This is a genomic window from Intestinibacillus sp. Marseille-P6563, from assembly GCF_900604335.1.
GTDB lineage: Bacteria > Bacillota > Clostridia > Oscillospirales > Butyricicoccaceae > Butyricicoccus_B.
On the sequence record NZ_UWOD01000002.1, the window covers coordinates 1,098,022 to 1,115,065 of the forward strand.

Here is a 17,044-nt window from a genome sequence, read left to right on the forward strand (position 1 = left end):
TACGCATTTAGAGGGCCGTTTTGGGGGTCAGAGGATAAATCTATCAGGCCCCCGCCGACACCCTCGAAAAAGTCCTTGATTTACAAGGGGTTTTCGGCCCCTAAAGCGTGACACTTAGCCCTCTGTTTGCGCTTGCGCTGGGCGGCCTTGATACGCTTCATGCGCCCGGCACATTCCGGGCAGTATTTGGCCCGGTTGGAGCCGGGGGTGAACAGCGCCCCGCAGACGGCGCACCGCTTGGCGTCCAGGCGGTGGAACAGGGCCGTTTCCAGTTCTCTGTCCAGCGGCAGCACCGCCGCCCGGAACCACCGGCACAACAGGGAGTAGGAAATGGACTGGACGCAGACACATTCCTCCCCATCGTCCAGCGCGATACAGTTGCCGCCGTCATAGTTGCAGCACTCATGTACCAGCCGCCGCGCTCTGCGGTACTGGCGGTAGTCCATGACGGGGATGGGTTCAGGCTTGCTTTTCCTCATGCTGGCACTTCCTGCACCCGCCGCAGTTACCGCATCCCTGGCAGGCATGGGCCTCCGGCTCCGGGCCGGTGGGCGCGTCTGCCGGTTCCGGCTGCAAGAGGGCAAGGGGCAGGCGGATATTCAGGTGGACAGTGACGGGTAAAATAATCTGCTTCATAAGGCAATCTCCTTCCATGAGTGAATGTTGACAATTCTGTGCAAAGGTGTGTCGTGAAACGCGACGCACCGCAAGGGGTCGGCAAAACACCGTACCCTTTACCGCTCCGGCCCCCGGTCGCGGGGCTTGTCCCGTTCCTGGCGGGCCAGTTGGTCGGCGGCCTTGCGGAGCCGTTCCACGGCTTTCAGTTCCTCCCGCATGGCCTTCATGTCGATGCTGTCCACCTGCTTCTGGGCGGTCAGCAGGTCGATCTCGCGCCGCCATTCCTTCGGGGAAAGTTCCTCTCCGCTGGCTTTCAGTTCCTTCAGATACCGGTCTGCCGCGTCATAGAGGATCAGCTCCCGGCTGTGGCGCTGCTCGAACAGCTCCCGCTTTTCCGGCTTCATCCTGGCAAGCTGTTTATGAATGGCCTTGTACTCGTTGTACTGCGCCCACATCTCCCCGCGCTCGGTGAGGACAGCGATCCGGCGCTCGGCCTTGACGATCTCTCGCCGCAGGTCATAGTAGCGGGTGTTCATACCGGCAATTTTTTCATGGAGCTGCTGCATGGATTGGATGCCGTTGGCGTTCAGAAAATTGAACAGGGCGGCGCTCTCCTGCAATGCCCGGATTTTTCCGGTACGGGTGTCAGGCCGCTTGAGCTGCTGCTGGGCCTCCCACAAGTCCATCATGCTGGGCTGCTGGCCCTCCGGCTTCTCCGCCTCGGCCTTCGACCAGTTGTAGAGACGGGTAATGCGGGCCTTGATTTCTTTCAGCAGCTTGTTGTCGGCGGCGATCTGCCGGTTGACTTCTCCCTTGTCGGTGCGGATGCCGCGCTTCTCCATCTGGCTGGCTGCTGGCCCCAGGTGGACAGAGGGGATTTTATCAATGCCCCGGCGCTTGTAGCTGCGGTGGTCTACCAGGGCAGGCTGACCGACGGCCTCCAATGCCCGGTTGGTATAGGCCGCCCATGCCGCCCGCCAAATCTCCACATTCCCTTTGTCGTTCCAGTCAGTGGTATCCTCCCGGTGGTTCTTCCAACCGCCTTTCCCGTCTGGGATGCGCTGGCCGTTCTCGTCCAGGTCGTATGCCTTGCGACACTTCGCGCCCCATGCACCGTTTTCTTTTAAGGGCCGGACGGTCAGCATGATATGGACATGAGGGTTGCCGGTTCCCTTGTCATGGATGGCGAAGTCGGCGCACATTCCTTTGTCCACAAAGTTGTCCTTCACATAGGCCCGGACAAGGGCAAGCTGCTGTTCCCTGGACAGTTCACGGGGCAAGGCCGCCTCGATCTCGCGGGCAAGCTGACTGTCCCTGGCTTTCTCGACCTGCTCCACACTGTTCCAGAGGGTGGAGCGGTCTGCAAACTCTGGCGGGGCATGGGCGGGCAGCATGATTTCCGCATGGACAACGCCGCCTTTGCGGGTGTAATCATGGGTCAGGCCGTCCCATTCATTCGTCAGCTTGGTTCCGCTGCGGTAGGCGGCTGCGGCAACAGCGGAACGGCCCTCGCTGCGCTTGATGATACTGACGGGGATATGGCAAAAATCTATGGGGATCGCCTCCTTTCGGTGAGGGGTATTCAGGCCGCAGGGGACGGGACAGCCGCTTGCGGATGTTCTGTAACCTGTGGCGCACAAGGGGTTTGGGGAGTGTAGCGCCCCATCGCGCTCGGAGAGCGCAACAGCCCCCGGCAGGGCGCACGACACCGGAAACGGTGTATAAGTGCGCCCTTGTAAACAAGGGACTTACGGCTTGTCCCCAGATTTCAGCAGTTTTGCGGCCAGTTCTGCCGCCCCCGGAAGATGGGACAGGGCAATCAGGAACGCCTTGACCTCTACGCCGGGAAGGTCTGGGGCCAGAGGGAAAATGCCCTCCAAAATGGCCCCGCGCTCAATCAGGCGGCGGGTGCGGGCCTTGCGTTCCTCATTGCGCTGCTTGTTCTCCAAAATCTTCTGGTGGTTCTCAAGCTGCTGGATTTCCTTCAGGACTTCTTTGCGCTCGTCTTTTTTCTGTTTCGCTTGGGTGGTGCTGTCTTTGTGCATATCGCTTTCTCCTTTGGCGGCTTCATCCAGCCGCACTTGATATAATATTTCTGTAACTTGATGATGGCGTTGCGTACCGTGACAATAGCAGCCGATGTGGTAAAGCCCTCGGCCTCGGCAATCTCCTTGAAGGGCTTACCCTCCCAAAACCGGGCATGAAGGCAGCTTGTCTGCCGGGGTGTCAGGGTGGCAAGGGCCTCCTGGAGCCGTTCCACCATCAGGGTGCGGGCGGCCTCCTGTTCCCGTTCCGTTTCCTTCTCCATCAGAATATCCTCCGGGGAAACGGCCTGCTCCGGGAAATGGTTTTCCATGCCGGGGGATGCGTCCAGAGAGTAACAGTGATAGTGCTGCTTGGCGTCATTGGCGTCCTCTGCGCGGCTTTCCTCTACAATGGCGTCTGCCACCTCGTCCGGCACTTCCACAAAGGTGTCTTTCTTACAAATCGGGTAGTAGTATTTTTTCAGGTTGATGGTTTTCATAGGCCGCCTGTCCATTTCCGGTGTATGAAGTACCGGCGCAGCCGCCGGAGCGCCGCATGGATGGACTTTCCTGCCTGGGATGGGGTAATACCTTCCATCGCGGCAATATCCTTCACTTTCATCCCCAGCATATACCGGGCATGGACACGGCGGGCCTGCGTTGGGGGCAAAGAGGAAAGGGCCTCATAGAGCCGCCGGAGCAGTTCGGCATATTCGGCCTGCGCCTCCTTTTCCATCAGGTAATCCTCCGGCGAAGGCTGCGCCCAGCCGATGGCGGCGTTCTCAATCCCATCATTGCAGTCAAGGGAGTAAAACGCCTTGTAGCGGTACATCTTGCGCTCCCTGGCGGCCTCGGCCCGCTTGTCCAGCAGGAACGCTTCAACAATTTCATCCGACACCTCCACAAAGGTGTCCTCGGTGCAGAACGGGTAATACTGTTTGAGGTTGATGGTCTGCATAGGCCCGCCCTCACTCTGCCGGAAAAAGGCAGTCATAGCAGCGGCGCATATTCCGCAGGCCCCGCCGGATGGCAACGCTGACCTTGCTGCTGTCTACGCCCTCCATCCGGGAGATTTCCGGCTGGCTGATACCGGCGATGTAGTAGGCCCGGACGCGGCGGGCCTGTGTGGGGGTGGCATGGGCCAGAGCCTCCGGCAAGGCGGCCAGCAGCCGCAGATGGGCGGCCCGTTCCTCGCGCTCCAAAAGGATTTCCTCCGGCGATCTGCCGTGTTCCAGCGCATAGTTCTCCGTCCAGCTATATGCGTCCAGGGAGTAGTAGGCGCGGTGGTAGACCTTCCGGCGTTCATAGTTGTTCATCTCGCGCTGGGCCTGCCGCATGACCTCCCAAACTTCATCGCTGACCTCCACAAACTCGTCATGCCGGTAGTGGGGATAAATCCACCGCAGATTGATTGTTTTCATAGGCTTACCTCCTCGTATAATAAGATTCAAAGTTAATAATTTCAGGCATCAGCAGGCATTGAGATGCCCGTGATACAATAGCTGTAGGACAGCAGGGTCAAGCTCTCCACCTCCTTGTTGAGCCACAAGGCTGCTTCATTTTTAGTCTGTTCCCCTGAGCCGGAAGTCAGCTGCAAACTCATTGGCTGTTTGCCGGAGGCAAGGCCGCCCTTTCAGCAGTGAGGGCTTTCGCATTGGTCTGCCCCGGAATGATTCTGATACGCGAGGTTGCGGATGCTTCGGTTATCATGGGTATCTCAAAGCCTGCTGGCCTGAAATCTCCATGTGGGGAGGTGAAAATTATGAACCCACTATTCGTTGGCATTGATGTGAGCAGCAGAAACAATGTGGCCTACCTGATGAAACCCGACGGCAGCAAGCACTCCAGCTTTTCCATACAGAACAACCTGGGTGGTGCTAAACTGTTATCAGAGAAGATCGTGTCGGCACTGCGTTCCATGCAGCTCAGCGATGTGGTGATCGGCCTGGAGGCCACCTCCATCTACGGAGACAGCTTGGTTTACGCTCTCCGGGAGGATGGCAGCCTGGGCCGGTTCCAGCGGAAGATCCATGTCCTGAATCCAAAGCAGGTCAAAAAGTTCAAGGAAGCCTATCCCGACCTGCCCAAGAATGACTTTGTGGACGCCTTTGTGATTGCCGACCATCTCCGTTTCGGCAGGATCGCCAAGGAGGTCTATATGGACGACTACCGCTACCAGGCGCTCAGGACCCTTACCAGGGCCAGGTTTGACGTGATCCAAAACCTGACCCGGGAGAAACAGAGATTCGCTAACTACTTATTCCTCAAATGCTCCGGCATAGCCCAGGACAAGGACATCCAGAACACCAGCGCCACCACTATCGCGCTCATGGAGCGGTTTGAAACTGTGGATGATCTGGCAAACGCCGACCTGGACGAACTGACTGCCTTTCTGGATGAGAAGGGCAGAAACTTCGCTGACCCGGCTGCCAAAGCCAAGGTTATTCGAACTGCCGCCAGAGACTCTTACCGCCTGCCTGTTACTGTGAACAATTCTGTAAATCAGGCGATGGCAGTCTCTATTGCCTCTATGCGGGCTCTGGAAAAGCAGGTCAAGGTGTTGGACAAGGCCATTGAACAGCAGTTTGAAATCATTCCCAACACCCTGACCTCTATCCCCGGGATTGGCAAGGTCTACTCCGCCGGGATCATCGCCGAGATCGGCGACATTCACCGTTTCAGCTCTCAAGCCTCGGTTGCCAAGTTCGCCGGCCTTGTCTGGACACAGCACCAGTCCGGTGAATTTGAGGCTGAACACTCCCGGATGATCAAGTCCGGCAACCGCTATCTCCGCTACTACCTGCTGGAAGCCGCCAACTCTGTGAGAAGATGCGATTCCGAGTTCCGGCGCTACTATGACCTCAAGTATCAAGAGGTCAACAAGTATCAGCATAAACGCGCACTCGCTCTCACTGCCAGAAAACTGGTTCGGTTGATCTTTCGGCTGCTGAAGGACAACCGCCTGTATATCCTGCCGGAGGGCTGAGCGTACCGCTTGCCGCTCTGGCGCATAGGCCCTGTTTCAAAAAACTCAGGGACAGGGCTTGGATTGGTGTTGTCTTTTTCCTGCCTACATGGTCCTTTTTACTCATTCCCATTTGAAATTTTCTTGCATCACCTACTTGACTTCATACCATTGGACTGAAAATGGGAGAGGCGGGCAGCTTGTCCGCTGTCCGCCTCCCGCTGGGATAAGGGAAACAATCCCTTTCACTTGGTAGCCCGAAAAAGGGTCATTCGTTAGGGGAGTTCGCAAAGAATTTCAAAAATTTTTTCCGAACCGCGTCAATGCTCTCATAGACGGATACTTTGGAGCAGCCGCACACCGTCCCGATCTCCGCAAGGGTCAGCCCGTCCAGGGCATAGAGCAGGAACCGGCGGCGCTGGGCCTCGGTGCAGGTGTCCAGGACGGCCATCAGCTCGCCCAGCGTTTCCATGCGGCAAAGGTATTCCTCCGGCGTTTCGCCGTAGATACCCACGCCCTCGGTGGCAACTATGTATTCGTCAAACTCCCGGCCATCCCAATGCCGCCGCTGCTCATGGGACAGGTTCTCGGCTTTGTGGTCGGCCCGGTCAAGAAATTCATAGACTTCCAGCGTGACCTCCACGGCCACAGCTTGTCCGTTGTAATTGATGGTGACTTCCATCGGCCTTTCCTCCGTTCAGATTTTTGCGGGAAAATCTGAACGGGGCGGCGGGGAACGACACCGGGGGCAAGGTTCGGGCCATGCTGGCCCGATGTTCCGGCCCCATAGGTATGAAAAAGCGCCCGGACAGCATGAAGCGATTCGAGCGCAAAAAACACGGTATTCAGTTACATTATGACAATTTTCGCACTGACTGCCAGACGGGGCCGGTTTTGTCGGTAGGCTTTTTTTAACAAGTTAGGCGGATGAACGACGAAAAGAAACACGGCGATACCTCCATGATACCACCGTTCCAGATGTTACGGGCGCGTTAAGCAGCCTGCCCTTCGGCGGTTTTTTTCTTTTCTGCCGCCGGGCAGTACATTCTTTCCTCAATTTCTTATATCTTAGCCCATAATCCTCACAAAATCCTCACGGCAAATCGTCTTTTCGACATAATAACAAGCTGAAATCTCGCAAACTTGTGACAATTAGAAAACCGAAGGCAGGATTGCCCCCGGTTTTCTAATTGTTCCAGCCGCATATTTAGATGTCTGCAAGTATCGGGTAAGTTATCCGGCTTGTTCGGTTACTATATCAGGCAAGCCTTTTGATATACTGCGTTTCTTTAACCATCATACAATCAATTTTGATGCAGCCTTTCAATAATGCTTCTTTTTGAAAATTTGCGATAGAGTATGGACGGGATAATCACCGTCAAAAGGATAAGAAACGGATAGACAACCAGCATAGGCCAAATCACAAAATGGTAAGTGAAGAACCAAAAACTGCTTGCCACCGCCTGCACAACAAGTAGAGAAAACAGCACCCCTACTATCAATGAGGCTATAATCGTTCCTATGGCATAATACAGTCCTTCATAAGACAGCATCTGTTTAAGCTGCTTACCGGTCATACCAATGCTTTGAAGCATGGCAAATTCCTTCTGCCGTGTGATAATACTTGTCAACACCGAGTTGATGAAATTAACTATTCCAATCAAACCGATAATAACACTCAATGCACCTCCTATTGTAATAATCAGAGAAGTCATACCATTAAAGGAATTGATATAGGTTTCTTTGGACTCAAAATCCATAGTTGGCTCAATGCTTTCCACATAGTTACTTAAAAAACTGCTCATGTCGCTGTCCATCCCGTCTTTGACATTGAACGGGAAACTTACCAAAAGGAGATTGAGGCAGAGCGGCTTGAACTGTTCTGTGGGCAAATAAAAACGTGCCGCGCCCGTGTTTCGTTCTGTATCGGTATTTTCATTGATAAGAACTTTTGCCATAACGGTAAGGTCAAAGCTGTTATCCAGTGTACCGGCTAACCCGTTCATCTTCCAGTGATGAAAGGTGATCGTATCTCCGACATGGATAGATGGATTGTCAATTATATTCCCATTGTCATCCATTGTAAGCGCGTACAGCGTGTATTTTCCCGTTTTAAGAGCATCCCAATCAATTTCGCCCTCGACTACATCCATCGAGCTTAGAAGAAAATCGTCTGCCCCATACAGAGCAATAAGAGGATTTCCATATTCGTCCTTGTTGTAATTTGTTACGGCGTCTGTTTCAGCGGAAAATCTTTCTTCTGTCACCTTGCTGGAATATAGTCTGCCGCCATCCTCGTAGGCGTCCTGTTGTTGGACAGCATTGATAAAGGTTTCGGACAAGTATGTTTCGCTGCGGGCGAAGTTATAGTTGAAATAGTCTGCGGAAGAAATGATAAAATCCTTGTTTAAGAACTTCTCAACATACTTATCAATATCAAAACCACTGGATAGAGTAAATACGGTGTTAAACAGTACCAGGCTCAATGTCATAGACACGATTACAAGGATCGTTCGTTTTCGATTTCTCCCCAAATTTGCCAAGGCCATCCGATGAATTTTTGCGCCGCTGGTTGATTTTTTTACAGCCAGACGGTTCTTTGTTTGAAATGCGCCTGCGTCATTTTCTGTGTAGCGGATAGCTTCAATCGGTGAGATTGCACCTGCGATCTTAGCCGGTTTTCGCACACTGATAGAAACAGTAACAAAAGCAAAGATAGCCGAGCCAATGAATATCAGCGGATTTACTGTCACCACAACGCCAGCGTCGGAAGTATAAGTTGTGCCGTTCATCAGAGCCGGAACTAAAGCGCGGCCAATAAAAAAGCCGATAATCAGGCCAATGGGGATACCTACCGCAGACAGAAGCAGGGCCTGTTTGTTGATAATCTTTTTGATCTGCCGCCTTGTGGTTCCCAATGTTTTAAGCTGCCCGTAGGACTGAATATCTTGAATAACAGAGATTTGAAAAATATTGTAGATAATCAAATAGCCTGTTGCCATAATCGCGAGTATTCCCACAATACCGGCAATAAACAGGGCGGAATTTTCACTGATAGGGCTGCTTTGATAAGCGGGACTGACACGGGCGACAATATAGTTTTCGTCTGTGGGCTGTCCTCCAAGCGTGTCACAGGTGTAGCCGGTTTCTGTAAGGAGCTGCTGCAATTTTTCTTCTACGGAGCCGCTGCCACGGAACATGATATACGCCGTCACAATGCCAGAATAATCATTGTCCACAGGATAGGTATAGGTGAGTAAGTCGGCATGGCTATCTATAAAGGCTTTCGATACGATAATACGCCCGATATTACTTAGGCTGTCTGTTTCCCAAAAGCCGCACAGTGTAAAATCAGTTGTGTACTCCTTGCCCTTGATTTCATAATCAAGGGTGACTGTCGCGCCGATTTCAGCCGGAACCCCCAATGCCTCTAATGTCTTTGTGTCGGCTATGATCTCATTTTCAGCTTCGGGGCGGTGTCCTGTTGTCGGCTCGTATCTGGCAAATTCCAACGCGGTATCATCCATATACCACATATCAGAACGCCATTTCGCAAGCCCCGGATTGTTAAGATGGTAAGAAACCGCCTTTGTATAGGCAATTCGGTCAATCAATTCGTTGCCCTTTACATCATCAAAAACTTCGTCACTAATGTAGTTGAGAACAGCTTGACCGTCCCCGCCCATCTTTCGGATATTTTGGTCTTGTACCGTATCAATTAAACCGGAACCCAGTGTGAAGATCGTTGTGAACAAGACGGTTGTAAGAATAATGGCAACAATAGCAATGATATTCCTGCTTTTGCTGGCCTTAAAGTACCGCCTGGACAATTTCTTAATAATGGGTCTGTTATTATTGCCAAATAAAATATCGTTCATTTTCAACACCCCCTCATTCAGAAATTTTCCCATCCTCAATACGGACGATCCGATCCGCGAGCTGGGCGATCTCGTTGTTATGGGTAATCATTACAAGGGTCTGGTGAAATTTCTGGCTGCTTACTTTCAGCAGGCCAAGAACATCACTGCTTGTCCGGCTGTCAAGGTTGCCCGTCGGCTCGTCCGCCAGCACAATCGCCGGTTTCGATACCAGAGCGCGTGCAATCGCCACGCGCTGCTGCTGGCCGCCGGAGAGATTATTCGGCATATTGTTCAGCCTATCTTCCAGGCCCAACATCCGAACAACTTCCTGCATATAGTTTTTGTCCACCTGATCGCCGTCCAATTCCACCGGCAGAACAATGTTTTCATAGACATTGAGGACAGGGACAAGATTGTAGTTCTGAAAGATAAAGCCGATTTTCCGTCTGCGGAAAATAGTAAGCTGCTCGTCTTTCAGGGTGGACAGGTCTTTTCCATCCACAATGACCTTGCCGGAAGTAGGGACATCCAAACCGCCGATCATGTTCAGCAGCGTGGATTTACCGCTGCCGGATGTGCCGACAATGGCGACAAATTCCCCATGTTCCACTGAAAGGGAAACGCCGTCCAGCGCCTTTGTAATGTTCGGTTTTTCACCATAGTATTTTTTTAAATCTGTTGTCTGTAAAATAGGCATAAGTTCTACCACCTTTCTTTTTGATGGTTCCATTGTAAAACGCAATCCTCACAGAAATGTCACGGCGGTTCTTGAATTTCCCCTTAAAACGCCTTGAAATGTCACAATCCTGTGACATTTCAAGAGTGAGGCAGGAACACAGAGAAAGTGGAGCCGGTGCCGAGTTCCGAAGATACGCGGATAAAGCCGCCTTGCCGGGTGATAATTTCACGGGCCAGATACAAACCAATCCCAATACCGGGGGCGTCATGTACGCTGCTTTCACGATAAAAACGCTTGAAAATCGTTCCTTGATGTTGTTCTGGAATACCAATGCCGGTATCAGAAATATCAATCTTCACATACATTTCCCAACACACAACAGCCACATGGACTTTCCCGCCCTCTGGTGTGTACTTCACCGCATTATCCAGAATGTTGAACAGGGCTTCGGTTGTCCATTTCCGATCATGGGCCGCAGTTACCGTTTCCGGGCAATCCACCGTGACCGCAATCTTTTTCTGCTCTGCGTTCAGCAGAATACCGCCCAGCGCCGCAGCGAGAGTATCATAGATGGTCTGCGGCTTCGGCTCCAAAGCAATCACCCCGGCTTCCAGCCGTGATGTTTTAATCATTGCCTGCATGAGAAAATCCAGCTTGTCTAACTGGCTGTCCATTGCCAGAAGAAATTCTCTCTGCTTTTCCGGCGTTACAGTTTGTTCCAACAAAGTGGCGTCAAGCATTTTTAGGTTTGCAATCGGCGTTTTGACCTGATGGGAGATGTCCGAAATCAATTCCTGCAAGTCGGCCCGTTCCTTTGCAATACTGCTTTTGCTTTCCCGCAGCACTTCATAGAGCCGGGAAAGCCGGTGCTGGATTTTATAAAACAGGTTTTCTTCCTCTGTGTACTGCGGCGGGGCCTGATCTGATGACATCATATCATCCAGCAGCTTGCACAGAGCGTCCGAAAACAGCGTTAATTTCCGACGCACAAAGGCCAGAAAAGCAGCCATACACCCGGCAACGAAAATCGCATAAAGTAATCCACAGCATAGCGCCAATACGTTCCCTGTTAAAAAGTATATGGTACATGGCATAGCGAACGAAAGCAGGAAAAGAGCTGCACACACGACCATACACACTTTATTGACCGAGAGTTTTTCCGTCCTCATTTGTTACCGCCCCCAATCCACATATATCCCATGCCGTAGACGGTTTTGATATAGGCATGGCCTGGATTTTCAATTTTGCTTCGTACCCGGCTGATTGTGGAAGTCAGCGCGTGTTCATCCACAAAATTCCCGTCAATATCCCACAGCTTTTCCAATAGCACCTGCCGGGTCAAAACAATCTGCGGATTTTTCGTCAGCACTTTCAAAAGCCGGTATTCCATCGGGGTAAAAGAGATGGTTTCCCCGCCCAGCGTTGCGGTCATTTCCGTAAAGTTGATAAACAGGTTGCCGTCATTGTAAAAGTCACCGCCAGATTGCTTTCTGATCCGAGCCAGCAATGCAGACACTTTTTTCTGAAATACGCTCATGGGAAAAGGCTTAGTCACATAATCATCCGCCCCCAGCTCGTAGCCTTTGAGCATATCGCTTTCCATATCGTTTGCCGTCAAGAAGATCACAGCGGTGTCTGGGTGGCTTTCCTTAATATCCCGGCAAAAATCAAACCCATTGCCGTCCGGCAGATTGATGTCAAGGACAATCAAATCATACTCTTGTTTTCTGCAAAACCGTTCGGCAACGATTTTTGTCAGGGCAGCATCTACTTCATAGCCTGCGGCAGACAGGTTATAGCAAAGGGTATTATTCAAAAGGCGGTCATCCTCAACCACTAATATTTTCACGCGTTCACATCCTTTTTCTTTATAGAGTATCAACCAAATGTCACAGAAACCTCACAGGAAAGCAAGTTCCTTAAAAATATTTTATCTCATATCAGGGATAGCAACAAGCAATACGATTTAATTAAGGGTGCGGAGAATATTCCCCGCACCCTTAATCACTCCATGATAATTTCTATAATAACTGTTTCCTCCGCCTGCACCTTCAGCGTGTTCATCAGCCCCACCCAGCGCATGGGGTCACGGGCTTTCAGTTCCTCGGTGACGCCTGCCGCCTCCATCATGCGGGGCAGCATGGCGTCCATCCGTTCACGCGCCGCCCGGTCAATCTCCAACAGGTGCGGGTACAGCTTTTCGCTCAAAATCAAGCTGCTGTAAAGGCCGGGCCGGTGTTCCTTCAGGTAGCGTTGCCGCATACGGCCATACTTGCCGATTGGAGCTTCCGGCTGCTCGGAAAGTTTAAGGTCGGGGATGTAGTAATCTCCGCAGCGGGTGTAAGTCAATTTGCTCATGTTCATTCTCCTTTGCACTGTGATGGTTAAACTGCGGCACTGGCCGGTAAGGTGGCCTTGCGCGGCTCCTGCCTGGGTAGCTGACCGGCAGGGATAAAAATGCCTTTTTCCATGTCCTCGGCCCGGATCGCGGCCTTTGCCGCCTCCACCTGGGCCTTGCGCTTGGCGTTGTAGCGTTCTTCCCATTCCTTCTGCTTGCCATTAGCCTTGCGGCGCAAGTAGTTCTGGTGAAGCCTGTCCTTGCGTTCCTCCTTCTTCCGCAGTTCTTCCTGTTCCTCCGGGGTCAGGGGAACCGGCTGCAAGGCGGGCGGGATATACCGGCCCACAAAATTGAAGTAGATTTCAACCTCCTGCGTAGTGTCCTGGCTGCCTTTGCGGGCGCGTTCATGGACAAGAATTTTCTCTACAAACTCGTTGAGCATGGTATTTGTCAGCGTGTCGAAATTCTCATACTTGTCAATCAGGGCTATAAACTTCTCCGCAGATTTCCGGCTCTGCTCATAGCCGGTAACGGCCTTTTCCAGTTCCGTGATTTCCGCATTGAGAGCGTCCTGCTCTTTGGCATACTGTGCGTCCAGGGCCTCATACCGGGCGTCCGGCAGCTTGCCCAGGGCATTGTCCTCATAGATTTTGCAAATCAGCTTTTCCAGTTCCCCAGCCCGCTTTTGGGCGGCGGCCAGCCGTTTCCGTTTCTTGGATATGTCGGCGGTCTGCTGGGCGGCCTGCGTTTCCTGGACGGTGTGGATAAACTCGGCCCGGTCATTCTTGGAATATTCCGCGATGGCCCGGAGCATATCGGTTATCAAGGTCAGGACAGCCTCGGCCCGGATGCGGTGCTGTGTGCCGCAAAGCGTCCCGCATGGTATTTTGCTGTACTGGCTGCAAGTAAACTGTGGGTCACGCTTGCCATTATTGACGCGATGGACATACATCTTGCCGCCGCAGTCGGCGCAGTACATCAGGCCTGTCAGGGGATGGGCCTCGCCCCAGCCGTCCGGGTAACGCCTGACATTTGCCCGGATACGCTGCACATTGTCAAAGGTTTCTTGGTCGATAATGGCCTCATGGGTATTCTCGAAAATCGTCCACTCGCTTTCGTCAACATAGTGGCTTTTCTTGTCCTTGAAGTGCTTGCGGGTTTTGAAATTGATGGTGTGGCCCAGGTATTCCCGCTTTTTCAGGATGCTCACAATGGTGGATGATCCCCAGCCGTAGGGGTCTTTGACCGGCTTCGTCCTGTTTACTCCTTCGTGAAAGCGTGCCAGATGGACAGCGGGGATTTCAACCTTTGCCTCGGACAGCAGCTTGGAGATTTGATAGGGGCCGTAGCCCTCCATCGTCAGGGAAAAGATACGGCGTACCACTTCGGCGGCTTCTTCGTCCACAAGCCAGTGTTCCCGCTTTTCATCCCACAGATAGCCGTAGATAACGGTGCCGGTCAGGTGCTTGCCGCTCATGCCTTTGGATTTGAACACGGAGCGGATTTTCCGGCTGGTGTCGCGGGCGTAAAACTCGTTCATAATGTTGCGGAAAGGGGTAAAATCATCATCGCCTTTCAGACTGTCTACACCGTCATTGATGGCGATCAGCCGGACACCGCGCTGCCGCAAAATCTCCATGACCTGACCGACTTTCAGATAGTCACGCCCCAGGCGGCTCATGTCTTTGATAACAATGGCCTCCACCCGTCCGGCCTCGACTTCCTCCATCATCGCCAGAAAGCCGGGGCGGTCAAAACGGGTTCCTGATACGCCGTCATCGGTGAAGTGGGTGGGGTTCGGCAGACCATTCCGGCGGGCAAACTCCTCTAACATCTGCTTTTGATGGCTTATGGAGTTACTCTCGCCCTGTAACTCATCATCGCGGCTCAAACGCTCATACAGAGGGGTGATTTTCTCGTTTCTCATGGCTGTACCTCCTGACATGAAAATACTCTAAGTGACTGCTTCACTAACCATGACAAAAACCATGATTAAGAAGTCACTTAGAGCATACAGCTCCCGCCGCCAATTTGTATTTTTTATATTGCTTCACCGCGAAATGGTCGGGGCTGCGTTCTTCCAAATCGGCAAAGAGCAGATCAACGGGGCTTTGGTATTCCTCGTCGTCCTCGCGTGCTTCGCTTGCATTGATAAGTTCAAGCAGCGTTGTAAAGTTCATTTCCTCGGCGGGGGCTTCATACCAAATGTAGCCGATCAACGCGCAATATAATAACCTCTCGGCTTTCACCCAAAAATCTTCCGCGCTTTTTTCTCCCTCGCCTTTGGTATTGACAATAAGGGTATTGACAACCTTTAACACGTCCTTTTCGCTGCGGATATAGACAAACGGGTTATAGTGCATACTTTTCCGAAAGTTTATCGTATTCAGTACCTTAATGCGGTAGCCTGCCCGTTGCAGCAGCTTTCCGCACTCGATTAGGACGGTGCCTTTCGGGTCTGTCAAGACATAGGAAGAATGAAGTTGCATTAAATATGAGGTAGGCACCCTGCGCCTTGCTGACTTTCATCAGTAGGTTTCAGGGAGCCGCCTCCCAAACCGGACGTACACCTCTCAGCGTATCCGGCTTTCCATGAATCACCTTGATTCTTTGGTTTCGTGTAAGAGTTCAAAGCAGTCAGGGCAGAGAGCCAGAGATTTTCTTCTCATTTTCAGCATTTTCTGCTCAAATATATCCCTGCCTTTCAGCGATTTCAGCGTTCTTACGTGGTGCATACATAAATAGTCTGCATGTTCCCCGCAAATCTCGCATACTCCGGCTTTTATGCGGTTTACTATCGTGTGCCTGCTGTCATATTTCCTATAACTCGGCATAACGTCTGCCACATTGTCATAGCCGTCGCTGTGCTTTCTGAATCCATCATGGTAAAATTCGCAGTATTTACGTCCCTTAGTTGTATCGTATGGGATTCTCAGTACTCCGTTTACCATGTGCCGCTTCTTAATAACACTGACATTCGTTCTGTGCTTTCCTGCCAGAGTTTTTAACATGCTGTACCGCACCATGTAGTAATACTTGTGCAATGCGCCTACGTTTTCTGCTATCCGATAGAAGTTATATAACCCTCGAATTTCGGAATTGAAAGTAGACACAATCTCTGCGTCGCTGCGGTTCATCAGGTCTTTCCTTGGCATAGGCCGCCACATTTCTTTGCCTGTGTCATTGTTGCGTTTCACCTGTATCGCTCCCCGTTCCATCGCTTTTTTAATCCATTTTTCTTTCGGCATATACAGGAATACTTTTCCATACCACACCCGTTTCATGTCGCCGTTTTTACAACGCTTCATGTTCTTGGAATGGATTACTTTGAAATCGTACCCCAGATAGCGTACCGGCTTACTGGAATGGGTGACTTTCGTCTTTTCCTCGGACATTTCCAAATGCAGTTTTTCTTGGAGAAAGATTTTTACATCTTCCTTGATTTTTTCTGCGTCCTTTTTGGAGCCGATAACGCCGATTACAAAATCATCGGCGTAACGGTTGTACTGGATTTTCTTGAAGCCTTCCTCAAACGGATTGTAATAGTGCTGATTCATCTTCTTCCTTCTGGAATCCTTAAATTCTTTTACCAGTTCAGGAGTTGATTTTTCTGCGCCCATTAACGCTTTACGTGCCTTTCTGTATCTCCGGGACGCCCGCTCGTATTCTCTGGTCGTCCTTCTGCGTTCTGGCTCGCAATCATACTTTTCTTTGTATTCCTGCATATAGTTGTCCAGTTCGCTGAGGTAGATGTTTGCACATATCGGACTGATACCGCTGCCCTGCGGAACACCGGAGTAGGTGCAGTTGTACTGCCATTGTTCCATATATCCGGCTTTCAGGAACTTCCAGATTAGACCGATAAAAGCCTCGTCTGAAATCCTTTTCCGCAGTAATTCAACCAACACATGATGGTCGAAGTTATCAAAGCACGCCTTAATGTCTCCCTCGACAATCCATGTAACACCTGTGAAGTTTTTCTTCACTTGCGTAAGTGCCGTGTGACAGCTTCTTTTTGGTCTGAAACCGTGTGAATTGTTGCTGAATGTCGGCTCATAGATTGCTTCAAGAATCATTCTGACCACTTCCTGCACTAACTTATCATCAGTAGAAGTGATTCCCAACGGGCGAAGTTTCCCGTTCTTTTTAGGAATGTACTTTCTTTTTGCAGGCTTTGGCTGATATGTCCTGTTGCGTATGGATTCAATAATCCGGTTAATTCTCGGCAGGCTCATGTTGTCCAGCGTCTGCCCGTCTACCCCCTGCGTCATGCTCCCCTGCGACTTCGCAATGTTCGCATATGCAAGGAGATAGAACTCTGGATTGTATAGGTTGCGATATAATCTTTCATATTTGTAGTTACTTACACTTGCCTTTTCTTCAAGGCTTTTCAAGACATGAATCGGATTTCTCATAGTGTCTCACACACCATCCTTTCTGTTTTGAAAATGATTCACTGTTCCCCTTTGCCATGTAGACGGCTTTCCCGTCCGCAGACTACTATGGGAACTCTGTTGCCATGGTGAATATTCAGAACCCCGCATTTCAGCGTTTTCATAG

The 17,044-nt window shown here is 51.4% G+C and carries 16 protein-coding genes and 1 pseudogene; 1 reads left to right on the forward strand and 16 read right to left on the reverse strand.

Features of this window, described 5'->3' with window-relative positions; translation table 11 throughout:
- Window positions 1-80: 80 nt before the first annotated feature.
- From EFB11_RS13665 to EFB11_RS13690, 7 genes are all read right to left on the reverse strand, one after another.
- Window positions 81-479 (reverse strand): cysteine-rich VLP domain-containing protein, encoded by a 399-nt coding sequence (locus EFB11_RS13665; RefSeq protein ID WP_122790702.1) that lies wholly within the window; start codon window positions 477-479, stop codon window positions 81-83.
- Complete coding sequence (locus EFB11_RS16920) at window positions 460-636, reverse strand: hypothetical protein (protein ID WP_164706778.1); 177 nt, start codon at window positions 634-636, stop codon at window positions 460-462. The genes EFB11_RS13665 and EFB11_RS16920 overlap by 20 nt, the downstream gene beginning before the upstream one ends.
- Window positions 637-734: 98 nt before the next feature.
- A complete protein-coding gene (gene mobQ, locus EFB11_RS13670; protein WP_243115237.1) occupies window positions 735-2,327 on the reverse strand; it encodes a MobQ family relaxase in 1,593 nt (530 codons plus the stop codon).
- Window positions 2,328-2,366: 39 nt separating this feature from the next.
- The gene (locus EFB11_RS13675; RefSeq protein WP_087284442.1) at window positions 2,367-2,663 is read right to left on the reverse strand and encodes a DUF3847 domain-containing protein; all 297 of its coding nucleotides are present in this window, start codon (window positions 2,661-2,663) and stop codon (window positions 2,367-2,369) included.
- Window positions 2,603-3,142, reverse strand: coding sequence for an RNA polymerase sigma factor (locus EFB11_RS13680; RefSeq protein ID WP_087284445.1), 540 nt, complete (start codon window positions 3,140-3,142; stop codon window positions 2,603-2,605). Before EFB11_RS13680 ends, EFB11_RS13675 begins: the two co-directional genes overlap by 61 nt.
- Window positions 3,139-3,600, reverse strand: a complete 462-nt coding sequence (locus tag EFB11_RS13685; protein WP_122790703.1) for an RNA polymerase sigma factor — start codon at window positions 3,598-3,600, stop codon at window positions 3,139-3,141. Before EFB11_RS13685 ends, EFB11_RS13680 begins: the two co-directional genes overlap by 4 nt.
- Before the next feature lie 10 nt (window positions 3,601-3,610).
- Entirely contained in the window at window positions 3,611-4,063 is a 453-nt protein-coding gene (locus EFB11_RS13690) for an RNA polymerase subunit sigma-24 (protein WP_106788803.1), read from the reverse strand.
- A gap of 341 nt (window positions 4,064-4,404) precedes the next feature.
- Between EFB11_RS13690 and EFB11_RS13695 the strand changes: the two genes are divergently transcribed.
- Entirely contained in the window at window positions 4,405-5,628 is a 1,224-nt protein-coding gene (locus tag EFB11_RS13695) for an IS110 family transposase (protein ID WP_122788753.1), read from the forward strand.
- A 247-nt stretch (window positions 5,629-5,875) separates the two neighbouring features.
- On the opposite strand, the gene EFB11_RS13700 is transcribed toward EFB11_RS13695, so the two are convergent.
- The 9 genes and pseudogenes from EFB11_RS13700 to EFB11_RS13740 form a co-directional block, all read right to left on the reverse strand.
- On the reverse strand, window positions 5,876-6,289 hold the full coding sequence (locus EFB11_RS13700; protein ID WP_122790704.1) for an RNA polymerase sigma factor: 414 nt from the start codon (window positions 6,287-6,289) through the stop codon (window positions 5,876-5,878).
- Between the two features lie 622 nt (window positions 6,290-6,911).
- Complete coding sequence (locus EFB11_RS13705) at window positions 6,912-9,485, reverse strand: FtsX-like permease family protein (protein WP_122790705.1); 2,574 nt, start codon at window positions 9,483-9,485, stop codon at window positions 6,912-6,914.
- A gap of 13 nt (window positions 9,486-9,498) precedes the next feature.
- Window positions 9,499-10,164 carry an ABC transporter ATP-binding protein gene (locus EFB11_RS13710; RefSeq protein WP_076778896.1) on the reverse strand — a complete coding sequence of 222 codons (666 nt, stop codon included), beginning with the start codon at window positions 10,162-10,164 and terminating at the stop codon, window positions 9,499-9,501.
- A 119-nt stretch (window positions 10,165-10,283) separates the two neighbouring features.
- Window positions 10,284-11,315 (reverse strand): sensor histidine kinase, encoded by a 1,032-nt coding sequence (locus EFB11_RS13715; RefSeq protein ID WP_122790706.1) that lies wholly within the window; start codon window positions 11,313-11,315, stop codon window positions 10,284-10,286.
- Window positions 11,312-11,995 (reverse strand): response regulator transcription factor, encoded by a 684-nt coding sequence (locus tag EFB11_RS13720; protein ID WP_122790707.1) that lies wholly within the window; start codon window positions 11,993-11,995, stop codon window positions 11,312-11,314. Before EFB11_RS13720 ends, EFB11_RS13715 begins: the two co-directional genes overlap by 4 nt.
- 155 nt (window positions 11,996-12,150) lie before the next feature.
- Window positions 12,151-12,504, reverse strand: coding sequence for a TnpV protein (locus EFB11_RS13725; RefSeq protein ID WP_122790708.1), 354 nt, complete (start codon window positions 12,502-12,504; stop codon window positions 12,151-12,153).
- Window positions 12,505-12,530: 26 nt separating this feature from the next.
- Window positions 12,531-14,411, reverse strand: a complete 1,881-nt coding sequence (locus EFB11_RS13730) for a recombinase family protein (RefSeq protein WP_122790709.1) — start codon at window positions 14,409-14,411, stop codon at window positions 12,531-12,533.
- A 91-nt stretch (window positions 14,412-14,502) separates the two neighbouring features.
- A pseudogene (locus tag EFB11_RS13735) lies at window positions 14,503-14,976 on the reverse strand (type IV secretory system conjugative DNA transfer family protein); the annotation flags it as partial.
- A 105-nt stretch (window positions 14,977-15,081) separates the two neighbouring features.
- Window positions 15,082-16,899, reverse strand: coding sequence for a reverse transcriptase domain-containing protein (locus EFB11_RS13740; RefSeq protein ID WP_003504504.1), 1,818 nt, complete (start codon window positions 16,897-16,899; stop codon window positions 15,082-15,084).
- Window positions 16,900-17,044 lie beyond the last annotated feature (145 nt).

Coding starts and splice junctions, on each gene's coding strand:
- EFB11_RS13675 (WP_087284442.1), bottom strand. CDS start 2,663: ATGCACAAAGACAGCACCACCCAAGCGAAACAGAAAAAAGACGAGCGC.
- EFB11_RS13705 (WP_122790705.1), bottom strand. CDS start 9,485: ATGAACGATATTTTATTTGGCAATAATAACAGACCCATTATTAAGAAA.
- EFB11_RS16920 (WP_164706778.1), bottom strand. CDS start 636: ATGAAGCAGATTATTTTACCCGTCACTGTCCACCTGAATATCCGCCTG.
- EFB11_RS13695 (WP_122788753.1), top strand. CDS start 4,405: ATGAACCCACTATTCGTTGGCATTGATGTGAGCAGCAGAAACAATGTG.
- EFB11_RS13700 (WP_122790704.1), bottom strand. CDS start 6,289: ATGGAAGTCACCATCAATTACAACGGACAAGCTGTGGCCGTGGAGGTC.
- EFB11_RS13665 (WP_122790702.1), bottom strand. CDS start 479: ATGAGGAAAAGCAAGCCTGAACCCATCCCCGTCATGGACTACCGCCAG.
- EFB11_RS13725 (WP_122790708.1), bottom strand. CDS start 12,504: ATGAGCAAATTGACTTACACCCGCTGCGGAGATTACTACATCCCCGAC.
- EFB11_RS13680 (WP_087284445.1), bottom strand. CDS start 3,142: ATGAAAACCATCAACCTGAAAAAATACTACTACCCGATTTGTAAGAAA.
- EFB11_RS13715 (WP_122790706.1), bottom strand. CDS start 11,315: ATGAGGACGGAAAAACTCTCGGTCAATAAAGTGTGTATGGTCGTGTGT.
- EFB11_RS13740 (WP_003504504.1), bottom strand. CDS start 16,899: ATGAGAAATCCGATTCATGTCTTGAAAAGCCTTGAAGAAAAGGCAAGT.
- EFB11_RS13710 (WP_076778896.1), bottom strand. CDS start 10,164: ATGCCTATTTTACAGACAACAGATTTAAAAAAATACTATGGTGAAAAA.
- EFB11_RS13690 (WP_106788803.1), bottom strand. CDS start 4,063: ATGAAAACAATCAATCTGCGGTGGATTTATCCCCACTACCGGCATGAC.
- EFB11_RS13730 (WP_122790709.1), bottom strand. CDS start 14,411: ATGAGAAACGAGAAAATCACCCCTCTGTATGAGCGTTTGAGCCGCGAT.
- EFB11_RS13685 (WP_122790703.1), bottom strand. CDS start 3,600: ATGCAGACCATCAACCTCAAACAGTATTACCCGTTCTGCACCGAGGAC.